Annotated in this window: 12 protein-coding genes; 1 reads left to right on the plus strand and 11 read right to left on the minus strand. The window is 70.8% G+C overall.

Translation table 11 applies throughout. From position 1 onward, the window contains the following. Window positions 1–4: 4 nt before the first annotated feature. From AC1DTW_RS22645 to AC1DTW_RS22680, 8 genes are read right to left on the minus strand one after another with little or no spacing between them, the layout of a single operon-like run. Window positions 5–1033 (minus strand): glycosyltransferase family 2 protein, encoded by a 1029-nt coding sequence (locus AC1DTW_RS22645; protein WP_477983649.1) that lies wholly within the window; start codon window positions 1031–1033, stop codon window positions 5–7. Continuing rightward, window positions 1030–2154 carry a glycosyltransferase gene (locus AC1DTW_RS22650; protein WP_477983650.1) on the minus strand — a complete coding sequence of 375 codons (1125 nt, stop codon included), beginning with the start codon at window positions 2152–2154 and terminating at the stop codon, window positions 1030–1032. The genes AC1DTW_RS22645 and AC1DTW_RS22650 overlap by 4 nt, the downstream gene beginning before the upstream one ends. Then, a complete protein-coding gene (locus AC1DTW_RS22655) occupies window positions 2151–3068 on the minus strand; it encodes a class I SAM-dependent methyltransferase (protein ID WP_477983651.1) in 918 nt (305 codons plus the stop codon). The genes AC1DTW_RS22650 and AC1DTW_RS22655 overlap by 4 nt, the downstream gene beginning before the upstream one ends. Window positions 3069–3091: 23 nt before the next feature. Continuing rightward, window positions 3092–4354, minus strand: a complete 1263-nt coding sequence (locus AC1DTW_RS22660; RefSeq protein ID WP_477983652.1) for an oligosaccharide flippase family protein — start codon at window positions 4352–4354, stop codon at window positions 3092–3094. Beyond that, entirely contained in the window at window positions 4351–5109 is a 759-nt protein-coding gene (locus AC1DTW_RS22665; protein ID WP_477983653.1) for a TylF/MycF/NovP-related O-methyltransferase, read from the minus strand. Before AC1DTW_RS22665 ends, AC1DTW_RS22660 begins: the two co-directional genes overlap by 4 nt. Window positions 5110–5119: 10 nt before the next feature. After that, window positions 5120–6217 carry a glycosyltransferase gene (locus tag AC1DTW_RS22670; protein ID WP_477983654.1) on the minus strand — a complete coding sequence of 366 codons (1098 nt, stop codon included), beginning with the start codon at window positions 6215–6217 and terminating at the stop codon, window positions 5120–5122. Window positions 6218–6242: 25 nt separating this feature from the next. Continuing rightward, a complete protein-coding gene (locus AC1DTW_RS22675; protein ID WP_477983655.1) occupies window positions 6243–6815 on the minus strand; it encodes an acyltransferase in 573 nt (190 codons plus the stop codon). Next, window positions 6805–8199: a UDP-glucose dehydrogenase family protein gene (locus tag AC1DTW_RS22680; RefSeq protein ID WP_477983656.1), complete on the minus strand. Its 1395-nt coding sequence runs from the start codon at window positions 8197–8199 to the stop codon at window positions 6805–6807. Before AC1DTW_RS22680 ends, AC1DTW_RS22675 begins: the two co-directional genes overlap by 11 nt. A gap of 91 nt (window positions 8200–8290) precedes the next feature. Here AC1DTW_RS22680 and lysS point away from each other — a divergent pair, with 91 nt between their 5' ends. Further along, complete coding sequence (gene lysS, locus AC1DTW_RS22685; RefSeq protein ID WP_477983657.1) at window positions 8291–9808, plus strand: lysine--tRNA ligase; 1518 nt, start codon at window positions 8291–8293, stop codon at window positions 9806–9808. A 31-nt stretch (window positions 9809–9839) separates the two neighbouring features. On the opposite strand, the gene AC1DTW_RS22690 is transcribed toward lysS, so the two are convergent. The 3 genes from AC1DTW_RS22690 to AC1DTW_RS22700 form a co-directional block, all read right to left on the minus strand. Next, window positions 9840–10592 (minus strand): hypothetical protein, encoded by a 753-nt coding sequence (locus AC1DTW_RS22690; protein WP_477983658.1) that lies wholly within the window; start codon window positions 10590–10592, stop codon window positions 9840–9842. A 111-nt stretch (window positions 10593–10703) separates the two neighbouring features. Continuing rightward, the gene (locus AC1DTW_RS22695; RefSeq protein WP_477983659.1) at window positions 10704–11492 is read right to left on the minus strand and encodes an enoyl-CoA hydratase; all 789 of its coding nucleotides are present in this window, start codon (window positions 11490–11492) and stop codon (window positions 10704–10706) included. Window positions 11493–11534: 42 nt separating this feature from the next. After that, window positions 11535–12376 (minus strand): DUF3108 domain-containing protein (locus tag AC1DTW_RS22700; RefSeq protein WP_477983660.1); only part of this gene is annotated, 842 nt, incomplete at its 5' end.

Below are 12376 nucleotides of genomic sequence, written 5' to 3' on the forward strand. Positions count from 1 at the left end.
GGGATCACCGCGTCAGCGTGCCGAAGCGCGCGCGGCCGCGGCCGTGGCGCAGCGCGTCCCACCAGCCGACGACCGAGCCGGTGCCGTAGCCGACGTGGTATGCCGCGATCACCGCGGGGATGCGCCACAGCACCGGCCATGGCGTCGGCTGCGACACCGCGATCGCGGCCGTCATCGCCAGCAGCGCCGACCCGTACAGCGCGACGAGCACGGCGAATGGCCACGCGGCACCTCCAAGCAGCGCGAGCGCAGCGGACAGCGCCAGCGCGACCACGAACCCGCCCGGCACCACATGCCGCAACGATGCCGCCTGGCCGTGCTTGCGCATCACGAAGGGTTTCCAGTAGCCGTACTGCAGGTACTGCCTGAAGACCTGGGCCAGTCTGGCGCGCGGCCGATAGATGCTGAGGATGCGCGACGATTGCCAGACGCGCCCGCCGCCCTTGACGATGCGCAGGTTGTGTTCGTCGTCCTGGTTGCGCACCAGCGACGCGTCGAAATCGCCGAAGCGCTCGAAGCTGCGGCGCGGCCAGCAGCCGAGATACACCGTGTCGACCCAGCCGTCGTGGTCGAGTCGTCGTGAATGCGCGCCGCCCGCCACCCAGCGCGACTGGAAGGCCGCCGCGACCGCGTGCTGCATCGCGCCGGCGCCCGCCTCCGGCACGGCGCGCCACGGCCCGCCGACGTTGTCGGCGGCGGTCTCGGCAAGCACCGCGATGCACTGGGCCACGTAGTCGGCGGCGTACTCGCTGTGCACGTCCATGCGCACGATGACTTCGCCCACCGCGATCCGCAGTGCGGCGTTGAGGCCGGCGGAGACGATGCGTTCGGGATTGGCGATCCACTCGATGCGCGGCTCGCTCGCGGCCAGGCGCTGCAGCAGCTCGCGGGTGCCGTCGTCGCTGTCGCCGTCGGCGATCACGAGCTGCAGCTGCCAGCCCGGCGCGAGTTGCTGGCTCAGCACGCCGGCACAGAAGCCCTCGAGGTACTTGCGCTCGTTGCGGCACGGCACGATCACCGACACCAGCTTCATCGCGCGCCCACCTCGCGCACCAGCGCCGCCCAGCGGCGTGTCTGCTCGTGCGGGCTGAACACCTCGCGGGCGCGCTCGATCGCCGCCCAGGCCATGCGCTCGCGCAGGGCGCTCGACGCCAGCAGTTCGATCAGCGCGGCCGCGAGCGCGGCGATGTCGCCCGGCGGCACCAGGCGGCCGGTGCGTTCGGTGATGATTTCCGCCGGCCCGGTCGGGCAATCGAAGGCCACCGCCGGCACGCCCATCGCCTGCGCCTCGAGCAGCGCGAGCGGCATGCCTTCGTAGCGCGAAGCCAGCACGAAGAGCGACGCCTCGCGGTAGTGGCGCTCGATCTGCACCGTCGGGTCCAGCCATTCGATTCGCGCATCGATCCCGAGCGCGCGGGCCAGGCGCTCGTGATCGGCCCGCAGCGGCCCGTCGCCGACGACGCGCAAGCGCGCATGCGGCAGCGCCGATGCGACGCCCGCCCAGGCCTGCACGAGCAGGTCGAAGCCCTTCTGCGCCACGTGTCGGCCGACCGCGAGCACGATGCCTTGCGCCGGCAGCGCGGGAATGTCGGCGTGCAGCGACGAGGCGTTGTAGATCACCTGCGTGTTCGCGTTCAGCGCGCGGAACTTCGCAGCGTCAGCCTCGGTCAGGCTCACGACCGCGCCCACCTTCGGATAGAGCCAGCCCCGCAGCGACTGCCACAGGGCCGAACGCGCGGTGAAGTGGTTGTGATCGCAGCAGATGGCGCGGGCCGCGCAGCGGCGATCGAGCGCGAGCACCGAGCAGGCCGTCGTCAGGCCGTTGAGCACGACGACATCCGGCCGCTCCGATCGGACCAGCGCGCCCAACGCCCGGCCGAGCCGCCATTGCGTGCGCAGGAGCCGCCACGCGCGCGCCACGCGGCCGCGTGAGGCCTCGGGAAGATCCGCGCGCCGGCGCGTTCCCGACAGCGCGCGCACCGTCGGGTTCAGTGGATAGTGGACATCCGCGCGCAGCGTGTCGACGCTGCCGACAGCCACGTTCATGCCTTCGCGGTCGAGGTGGTTCGCGAGCGCGCAGACGAAGCGCTCGACGCCGCCGGCGATGTCGAGGCGGTCGCACAGCAGCAGCACGCGCAGCGGTCCTCGGCTCATGGCTTCGATGGCTTGCCGATCAGCGCACGCACGTCGACGCGCCGGTAGTCCGGCGCGGGCAGTTCGAGCCCGCCGTGCCGCAGCACGCGCAGGCGCTCGCGCCCCGCGCGCAGCGTGCCGATCAATCCCCAGCGCGCCAGGCGCCGCACCAGCGCCTGGCGCGCGCCCGACGCTGCGGGTGGTGCGGATGCGGGCGCGCGCAGCCACTCGTCCTGCGCGTAGTCCGACTGCTGCGGCGCCGGCAGCGGCCCGATCTCGCGCAGCTTGCGCGCGATCACGAGCATGTAGACCTCGTGGGCATTGCGCAGATTGACGCGCCGCTTCACCGCCAACGGGTCGGCCACGGCCCACCAATGGCGCGCATCGGGCTTCAGCGCAAAGTACAGGCCGCGCAACTCGAAGCCGTTGCCCGGCTGATAGAGGTTGAAGAACAGCTCGGGCGAGAACTGGTAGAAGCCGTGGCCCGCCAGGTTGTTGGCCGGCAGCGCATGCAGCACATGACCGCCGACGCGACACAGGTCGACGCAGTTGCGCCAGGCCACCGGAAAGTTGAAGACATGCTCGAGGCAACCGAAGTCGAGCACCGCGTCGAAGCCGGCGCGCTCGGCACTGTCGGCCGGCCACGGCAGGTTCATGTCGTGGATCAGGCGCGCGTTCTCGTACGGCGACGCATCGACCGAATCGGTGACGCGCGCGCCCAGCCATTGCTGCAGCAGCGGCTCGAAGTAGCGCGGTCCGCGCGCCGCCGCCGCGGGCTCGACCAGCGGCGGCAAGCCGCGCAGGCGGCGATGCTGCTCGAGCTCGAAGTCTTCGATGAACAGCGCCTGCCGCCCGATCGCCAGCGTGCGCTCGAAGCCGACGCCCAGGTCCTGCGCATGCGCGAGCAGGTTGAGGTTGTGGATGTCGATGCCCACGGCGATCCTTTGAATCAGGCGAGTCAGGCGCGGGCACGCCGGTGTGCCAACAGCACGCCGGTCACCGCCACGCCGATCACGACCGCCTCGGCCGCCAGCGCCGTCCAGGCCAGCCCGACCGGGCCCGCGGCGCCGCCGATGCCGGCCGCGCCGCTCACGCCGACGATGCCGCCGACGATCACGCAGCGGCGATAGGCCGCGTCGAAGCGGCCGCTGCCGAGGATCCAGTAGCCGATGAACTTCCAGCCGAGCAGCAGCGGCAGCAGCCCGCCCAGGATCGCCAGCACGGCGCGCACGCCGGGCACGTCGAGGCCGCCCGCGCGCGGCACGATCAGCGGCTCGACCGCCGGCCACAGCAGATGGCCGATCGCGAGCAGCAGCGCGCCGACCGCGGCGCCGCCGACGGCCCAGCGCGCAGCGTAGCGAAAGGCCGCGCGCGCGCCCCGGGCGAACAGCGTGACGATGCGCGGGTACACGACCGAGAGCACCGGCTCGGCCGCGTTCAGCACCGCGCGCACGATGCGGTCGGCCATGAAGTAGGTGCCGAGTTCGGCCCGCGCCATCTGCAGCGACGCGGCCGCCGGCAGCGCGAACGAATAGGCCGCCCCGGCGATCGCCACCGGCATCATGGTCCAGCCGAGCCTGAGCCCGTCGCCGAGTTCGGCCCGGGCCCACAACGGGGCCGGACCCGCAGCGGCGAAATCGCGGCGCAGCCAGCGCCAGCCCAGCGCCGCCAGCACCGACGACGCGGCCAGTTGCAGCAGCACGTAGGCCTGCACGCTGCGCGCGAAGGCCCAGCACCCGGCCAACAGCACGAGGTAGACGACGAGCTCGACGCGGGCCCAGCGATTCAGCTGCTGCGTGGCCTGCAGGTACCAGGTCGCGGGCCAGCCGAGCGCGCAGGCCAGCAACGCGATCGCCAGACTGTCGACCCACGGATGCGCCGACCCGCGGCCTGCGACCTGCACCGCGATCACGGCCAGCAGCGCGGCCGGCACGCACAGCACGCAGCGCGCGGTGAAAACCTGCTGCGCGATCTGCCAGCGGCGCGGCGCAGCGGCGGTGACGGCGAGCCGCGTCGCCGCGGCGAGAAAGCCGCCTTCGACGAGCATCGACAGCAGGCTTGCCCACACGAGGATGAAACTCAGGCGCCCGAATTCCTCGGGCCCGACGCGCGCCGCCACAAGCGGCAGCACCAGCAGCGGCAGCAGCAACCGCATCGCGGCCGCCGCGTAGACCGGCGGCAGCGACTGCCGCAGCCGTGGTGCCGCATTCGATGCGGTCATGCGCCGTCGTGCTTCACGACCAGCCGCGCGGTGTAGTCGACCCGGTGCAGGAAGACCGGCTCGGCGCGCTCCGCGAAGTACTCGTCGACCGCTTGCCGCGCGCCCTGCCAATGCCCGTAGTCGTCGACGATCAGCACGCCGTGCCGCGCCAGCAGCGGGTACAGGTGCGCGAGCTCGTGGCGGGTCGACTCGTACCAGTCGGTGTCCAGGCGCAGCAGCGCGATGCGCGACGGCAGCGTGCGCGGGATCGTGTCTTCGACCTTGCCCTGGATGAAGTGGATCTGCTCGCGCGGGTAGCCGGTCGACCACAGGTTGGCCTGCACGTCATCCAGCCCCGCCTCGCACCACACGCCCTCGCCGCGCCGCGTGCGGTCGAGCTGGGCCTGCGCCGACTCGCCGCCGACGGTGCGGTCTTCGGCTGTCGGGGCGCTCATCCCTTCGAAGGTGTCGTAGAGGTAGAGCTGGCGCGAGGTGTCGCCGCGCGCGATCAGCGCGAGCGCGACCGCCATCATGCTGCCGCCGCGCCAGACGCCGCACTCGACGATGTCGCCCGCGATCCGATGCCTGACGATGTGGTCGACGGCGCCGAGCAGGCTCGCACGCCGCTCCAGGCTCGTCATCGTGAACGGATCGACACGCGCGACGATCGCGCGGTCGGCGGGCGACAGATCGGCCAGCGCCTGGGCCTGCCGATCGGCGCTGCGCGCCAGTTCCCAACCCGAGCGTTCGAGCGCGGCCTTGACGATTTTCTTCATGGCCGGAAGTCTATGCGCTGCGGTACGCCGATCCGGCATTCGCCAGCAGGCGATCCCAGCCCAGCGCCTGCTGCGCGCGGCGCAGCGCATCGATCACGGCGGGGCGATTCGCGTCGAGGTAGCGCAGGCAATCGATGACCGCCGGGGCGCTGCGCTCCTTCAGCAGCAAGCCCTCGAGTCCGAAGCGCCGCATGAAGGCGCCCAGATCGCCGACATCGGCACAGATGAACAGGCGCCCATGGTTCAGCAACGAGTACAAGGCGCCCGACTGCGACGCTTGGCCGTACGGCAGCAGGAACACCGCGTCCTCGGCGAGCAAGGCCAGCAACGGCGCTGCGTCGAGGTAGCGGTCGTCGACGCCGACGCCCAGCGCGATCAGTTCGTCGCGCAGCCCGCGCAGTTCGCCGGCCCAGGCGCCGTGCACCTGCAACGACCAGCCGCGCGCACGGATGTCTTCGCAGCGCGCCAGGTCGGCGAACAACTCGACCCCTTTGTACGGCCTGACGCTGCCCCAGAACAGCAGCGCGCGCGGCGCCGCGGCGCCAGCGTAGTCGACCGCAGCGCACTGCGGCGCCACTGGCAGCAGCCCATGCGGCAGCACCACGGCCTTGGCCCGGAACGATTCGCCATAGCGGCGCATGAAGTCGTCGCGCGTCGCCTCGCTGACGAACACGAGCGTGCGTGCCAGCGCCGCCAGCCACTGCGTCGGGCGATGCCGGAACCCCGCGAAGCCGTGCGGCACGGCGTTGTGGACCGTGAACACGAAGCGATCGCGCAGCGCGGCCATCACGACCCATTCGAGCGGCCAGACACCGCTGAACTGCAGGTTCACGGTGGCGTAGCGGCGTGCGTGGCGCAGCAAGCTCGCGAGCAAGGCCAGGTACGCCAGCGCGCCGCGCCAGCGCGATGCCACGCTGCTGGAAATCGCGCGCGTGCGCACCGAGACGCCGGGCAGCTGCCGCATCGCTTCGAGAAAGTCCGCGTTGTAGCGGGTCGTCGAGCCGTAAAAATCGACGCCGTCGCCGCGCGCGGCCAGGGCTTTCACGAGCTGGTAGTCGTAGGGGAGGACGAACGAGCCCGGGTCGATGACCGCGATCCGCACGGTCATGGGCGCGCCCGCCGGCACGACGCGCTCAATGCGCGAACCAGAAGCGCCGGCCGAGCCGATACGCCGGCTTGCAGCCGCGCTCGCCGATGTCCTGCGCCGGGTTGCCGCCGACGATGCGCCCGGCCGGCACGCTCTTCGTGACCACCGCGCCGGCCATCACCACCGCGCCCTCGCCCAGGTGCACGCCGGGCATGATCAACGCGCCGGCGAACACCACCGCGTAGTCGTCGATCCGCACCGCCTGGCCCTTGATCGCGAAGTTCGCGTCGTGCACATCGTGACCCATCGTGTAGATGCGCGCGTCGTGCGCGATCGACACCTGCTTGCCGATGCGGATGCCGGCCCGGTTGTCGAGGTACACGCCGCGGTTCACCAGCGTGCCTTCACCGATCGCGAGCCGGCCGATGTGGAAGAAGCGCACGCCCCCCTGCAGCGTCGCGCCGCGCGCGACCTCGAAGCGGCACAGCCGGTACAGCCACGGCCGGAGCGCGAACGGCAACAGGCCGTGGACCAGGTTGATCGCCGCGAGGCCGAGAAAGTACGCCTGATCGCGCGCGCGGGCCCGGCGTGAACCCGCGTCGTGCTCGTCAGGCGGCATGTTCCGTCGGGGACGTCCGCCCGATCGCGAAATACTCGAACCCGGCCGCCTTCATCGCGGCCGGTCCGAACAGGTTGCGTCCGTCGAAGATCACCGGCTGCCGAAGTGCCGCCTTGATGGCGCCGAAGTCGGGGCTGCGAAAGGCCTTCCATTCGGTCACGATGACCAGCGCATCGGCATCCTGCAGGGCCTCCATCGGCGCCGGCAGATAACTCACCCGCTCGAGCGCGGCGGGCTGGTCGGCGAGATCGGCTTCGAGGCAGCGCCGGGCCTCGTCCATCGCGACCGGATCGTGCAGCCGCACGCGCGCGCCGCGGCGCAGCAGCCCTTCGACGACGACGCGGCTCGGCGCCTCGCGCATGTCGTCGGTGTTGGGCTTGAAGGCCAGGCCCCAGATCGCGAAGCTTCGGCCGGTCAGGTCGTCGCCGAAGCGGGCGACGATCTTGTCGACGAGCGCGAGCTTCTGCTCGCGGTTGACGGCTTCGACCGCGCCGAGCACCTTCAGCGCCATGCCGTGATCGAGCGCGGTTCGGCCCAGCGCCCGAACGTCCTTCGGCAGGCACGAGCCGCCGTAGCCGGTGCCCGCGTACAGAAACCCGTAGCCGATGCGCGGATCGGAGCCGATCCCCTTGCGCACCGACTCGATGTCGACGCCGACGCGATCTGCCAGGTTCGCGAGCTCGTTCATGAACGAGATGCGCGTGGCGAGCATCGCGTTCGCGGCGTACTTGGTGAATTCCGCCGACTTCACGTCCATCACCAGCGTGCGTTCGTGATGGCGGTTGAACGGCGCATACAGGCTGCGCATCGCCGTGAGCGCACGGCTTCCGGCGTCGCCGCCGTCGACGCCGATGACGATGCGGTCGGGCCGCATGAAATCCTCGACCGCGGCGCCCTCCTTCAGGAACTCCGGGTTCGAGACCACCGCGAAACTCGGCGGCGCTGCGGGGTTCGCGAACACGCGGCGCTCCAGCGCCTGCGCGATCACCTGCCGCACCTTGTCCGCGGTGCCCACCGGAACGGTCGACTTGTTCACCACCACCTTGAAGCCGGTCATGTGGCGGCCGATGTTGCGCGCCGCCTCGAGGACGAAGCGCAGGTCGGCCGAGTCGTCTTCGTCGGGCGGCGTGCCGACCGCGATGAACTGGACCTCGCCGTGCAAGACGGCGGCCTCCACGTCGGTCGAAAAGCTCAGGCGGCCCGCCGTGCGATTGCGCGCGATCAGCTCGGCCAGGCCCGGCTCGTAGATCGGCACGCCGCCGGTGTTCAGGATGTCGATCTTGCGGGCGTCGACATCGAGGCAGACGACGCTGTTGCCGAGTTCCGCCAGGCAGGCGCCGGTGACGAGACCGACATAACCCGAACCTATCAAAGTGATCTTCATTCGCGGAGGTCAGCAAAGCGCAGCCGCGATTCTATCGGGCGCCCCCAGGGCCGGGCTGCGCCCAGCCCGCGCGGGCCACAGGACGCGTCCGATGCGGCCCCTAAAATCGCCGGTTCACCGAAAGCCACAGATGACGGACGAAAACCAGTTGATCACCGAGCGCCGCGAGAAGCTGGCGCTCATCCGCCGGCAAGGCATCGCGTTCCCGAACGACTTCAAGCCGAAGCACCACGCGGCCGAGTTGCTGCGCCAGCATGGCGACCAGGAGAACGAGGAACTCGAGCCGCTCGCGATCAAGGTCGTCGTCGCCGGCCGCCTGATGCTCAAGCGCGTGATGGGCAAGGCGAGCTTCGGCACGCTGCAGGACGGCTCGGGCCAGATCCAGCTCTTCGTCACCCGCGACGCGCTCGGCGAGGCCGCCTACGCCGCGTTCAAGCACTGGGACCTGGGCGACATCCTCGGCGCCGAAGGCCTGCTGTTCAAGACCAAGACCGGCGAGCTGTCGGTGCGCGTCACGGCCCTGCGCCTGCTGACCAAGAGCCTGCGCCCGCTGCCCGACAAGTTCCACGGCATGGCCGACCAGGAGCAGAAGTACCGCCAGCGCTATGTCGACCTGATCACCGACACCGACGCGCGCGCGCGCTTCATGGCGCGCAGCAAGGCGCTCAGCTCGATCCGCCAGTTCATGGTCGAGCACCACTTCATGGAAGTGGAGACGCCGATGCTGCACCCGATCCCGGGCGGCGCGAACGCCAAGCCCTTCGTCACGCACCACAACGCGCTCGACCAGCAGATGTTCCTGCGCATCGCGCCCGAGCTCTACCTGAAGCGGCTGATCGTCGGCGGCTTCGAGCGCGTGTTCGAGATCAACCGGAGCTTCCGCAACGAGGGCGTGTCGGTTCGGCACAACCCCGAGTTCACGATGATGGAGTTCTACGCGGCCTACTGGAATCACCACGACCTGATGGACTTCACCGAAGAAGTCCTGCGCCACGCCGCGCGGGTCGCGACCGGTTCGGCCGCGATCACCTACGCGGGCCGTGCCGTAGCGCTCGATCAGCCGTTCGCGCGCCTGTCGGTGCGCGATTCGCTCGTGCGCTACGCGGGCCTGAGCGAGACCGAGGCCGGCGATGCCGCCGCGCTGCACGCGAGGCTCAAGTCGCTCGGCGAGGAACCGCCCGCGCACTGGACGCTGGCCGAGCTGCAGTTCGGGCTGTTCGAGGCCGCGGTCGAGGAGCAGCTCTGGGATCCGACCTTCATCATCGACTACCCGGTCGAGGTGTCGCCGCTGGCGCGCGCCTCCGACACGAATCCGTCGATCACCGAGCGCTTCGAGCTGTTCATCACCGGACGCGAGTACGCCAACGGTTTTTCGGAGCTGAACGATGCCGAGGACCAGGCCGCACGCCTGAAGGCACAGGTCGCGAACAAGGACGCCGGGGACGAGGAGGCGATGTACTACGACGCCGACTTCATCCGCGCCCTCGAGTACGGCATGCCGCCGACGGGCGGCTGCGGCATCGGCATCGACCGGCTGGTGATGCTGATCACCGACTCGCCGAGCATCCGCGACGTGATCCTGTTCCCGTCGCTGCGCAAGGAAGGCTGATCGCCCTCGCGGGCGCCGCGACGCCTGCGATTCAGGCCGTCACGCTGAGCGTGTTGCCGATCGCGGCGCTGCTCGTCGTGCTGTCGGCACCGTAGCCCAGGCCCTGCTGCAGGCGCGACAACAGCGCCAGCAGCGTGAAGGTCGGCGCCGCGGGGGCGGGTTCGGAAGTCGCGGCGGCCGTCGTGGCCGCGGCAGTTGCGGGGCTCCCGGCAGCCGCCGCCGCGATGGCTTCCTCGACGTCTGCGATCGGGTCGACCGGTGCCGGCAGCGAGATCGGCGTTTCGACGGGCGCCGACGCGACGGGCACGCTGACGGGTTCGGTCGTTGCGGGCGCGGGGGCCGGCGCGGCCGCCGCCGGCTGCAATGCCGCGGCCAGCTTGTCGAAGGCCGCCTGCAGCGCCGCCGGCGCCGTGCCGTTGCTGGCCTCGGTGACCAAGGCCGAGAGGCCCGCCGAGAAGCTGGCCTTCGGGTCGTTGCGCGACCCGCTCGAAGACCCCGACGGCGCCGATTCGGCGGCGACGGCCTGGAACAGCGCGTGCATGAACTGCGCGGTGGCGTGCTTGATTTCGCCTTTCGCGGCGCCGGATGCGGTCAGGCCCAGCCCGTCGAGCGCCTGCGTCAGCGTCTGCCGGAAGTGGCCGTGACCGCCGTGCGTGCCGTGCGCCTTGCCGGGGTCCTCGTCCGGCGTCTCCACGGTCGTCGGCTCGGCCGGGGCGACAACGGCCGGGGCAAGCAGCAAGGCGGTGGCAGCGGTCGCGGCGGCGGTGGGGGCAATGGCAATCATGGCGAGGTCTCGAAAGTGGCACGGACGTTCCCAGGACATCGACCGCCCGCGCCCCCGATTGAGCCTCGGCTTTCAATTGCTCACACATGCCGGCCGCCGCCGGCCGCGCCGTCAGCGCTGCCGGAACTGCGCCTTGCGCTTGTTCAGGAACGCGTCCATCCCTTCCTTCTGGTCCTCGGTCGCGAACATCGCGTGGAACAGGCGCCGCTCGAACATCACGCCGTCGGCCAACGTGCCCTCGAAGGCGCGGTTCACGCTCTCCTTGGCCGCCATCACGCTCATCGCGCTGAGCTCGTTGATGCTCTCGGCGGCGGCCAGCGTCACGGCCATCAGCTCGGCGGACGGCACGACGCGCGAGACGAGACCGCCGCGCTCGGCCTCGGCCGCGTCGATCATCCGGCTCGTCAGCACCATGTCCATCGCCTTGGCCTTGCCGACCGCGCGCGGCAGGCGCTGGGTGCCGCCGGCGCCGGGAATGATGCCGAGCTTGATCTCGGGCTGGCCGAACTTCGCGGTGTCGGCCGCGATGATGAAGTCGCACATCATCGCGAGCTCGCAGCCGCCGCCGAGCGCGAAGCCCGCGACCGCGGCGATCACCGGCTTGCGGATGCTGCGGATCGTCTCCCAGTTGCGGGTGATGAAGTCGTTGCCGTAGGTGTCGGTCAGGTCGTACTTCGCCATCGCGCTGATGTCGGCACCGGCCGCGAAGGCCTTCTCGCTGCCGGTGATCACGATGCAGCCGATGCCGGCATCGGCATCGAAGGCACGCAAGGCGGCACCGAGCTCGTCCATCAGCGCGTCGTTCAGCGCGTTGAGCTGCTTCGGGCGGTTCAAGGTGATCAGGCCGGTCTTGCGCGAACCCTCGCCGCGCAGCTCGGTCAGGATGTTCTCAAAGCTCATGTCGGGCTCCTTCGGGGTGAGCCGTCACTGTAACGTCGGCACTCAGTTGGCGATCTCGGGCGGGCGCGAGATCGTCAGGTCGATGTAGGTCTGCGCGTCCTGCTCGAAGCGGATGCGCACCGGCAGGTAGCGCAGCTGCGGCGCCATCCACATCTCGACGCTCAGCGAGCCCGCCTTCTGGTCGCCCGCGCGCGGCTTCAGGTGGATGCCGGTGAGCGGGCCGAACGGCGTGTTCAGCACTTCCTCCTCGACGACGTCGTAGGTCCAGACCGCCACCTTCTTCGGCAGTGCGAGCGGGATCTCGACGCTGCCGCCGACGCGCAGCAGCTCCGGGCGCGTACTGAAGACGTAGGTCAGCTGCACGAACTGGCTCGCGGTGTCCTGCAGGCCCGGCAGCGCCCTGCGCACGTCGCCGTTCGCGAGCACGACATTGCCGGCGTCGAACAGGACGGTCTGGCGCGGCCGCGTGGTCGCGAGGAACTTGATGTCCTGGTCGTAGCGGCGCGGCGCGAGGCCCGCTGCGGTGATCTCGCCGTCGCTGGTCGAGCGCTGCGTGATCAGCGGCGCGAAGCTCGGCCCGACGATGAAGTCGACGTGCACCTGGTAGTGCGAGCCGGAGCGGGCCCACTCGACCTGTGCACTGCCGCTGACCTCGCCGCGGTAGTTGCCGGTCAGCAGGTAGCTCATGCGGGTCGAGGCCGGCCACTCGAACGGTGCCCCGGGGCCGCTCGCGGCGGCCGCGGCCGCCTCCGGTGGCGGGAGCGATGCAGCCACCGCCGGCGCTTCGGCGCTTCGATCGGGCGACGGCGCATCGATCGGCGCCGAGGCCGGCGCGCTCGCGGCGACGACGATCGGCGCGGGCGCCTCGGGCCGCGGTTCGGGCG

The sequence above is a fragment of the Rhizobacter sp. P5_A1 genome (assembly GCF_056400745.1).

Coding starts and splice junctions, on each gene's coding strand:
- AC1DTW_RS22670 (WP_477983654.1), bottom strand. CDS start 6,217: ATGACCGTGCGGATCGCGGTCATCGACCCGGGCTCGTTCGTCCTCCCC.
- AC1DTW_RS22675 (WP_477983655.1), bottom strand. CDS start 6,815: ATGCCGCCTGACGAGCACGACGCGGGTTCACGCCGGGCCCGCGCGCGC.
- AC1DTW_RS22690 (WP_477983658.1), bottom strand. CDS start 10,592: ATGATTGCCATTGCCCCCACCGCCGCCGCGACCGCTGCCACCGCCTTG.
- lysS (WP_477983657.1), top strand. CDS start 8,291: ATGCGGCCCCTAAAATCGCCGGTTCACCGAAAGCCACAGATGACGGAC.
- AC1DTW_RS22680 (WP_477983656.1), bottom strand. CDS start 8,199: ATGAAGATCACTTTGATAGGTTCGGGTTATGTCGGTCTCGTCACCGGC.
- AC1DTW_RS22695 (WP_477983659.1), bottom strand. CDS start 11,492: ATGAGCTTTGAGAACATCCTGACCGAGCTGCGCGGCGAGGGTTCGCGC.
- AC1DTW_RS22665 (WP_477983653.1), bottom strand. CDS start 5,109: ATGAAGAAAATCGTCAAGGCCGCGCTCGAACGCTCGGGTTGGGAACTG.
- AC1DTW_RS22645 (WP_477983649.1), bottom strand. CDS start 1,033: ATGAAGCTGGTGTCGGTGATCGTGCCGTGCCGCAACGAGCGCAAGTAC.
- AC1DTW_RS22660 (WP_477983652.1), bottom strand. CDS start 4,354: ATGACCGCATCGAATGCGGCACCACGGCTGCGGCAGTCGCTGCCGCCG.
- AC1DTW_RS22650 (WP_477983650.1), bottom strand. CDS start 2,154: ATGAGCCGAGGACCGCTGCGCGTGCTGCTGCTGTGCGACCGCCTCGAC.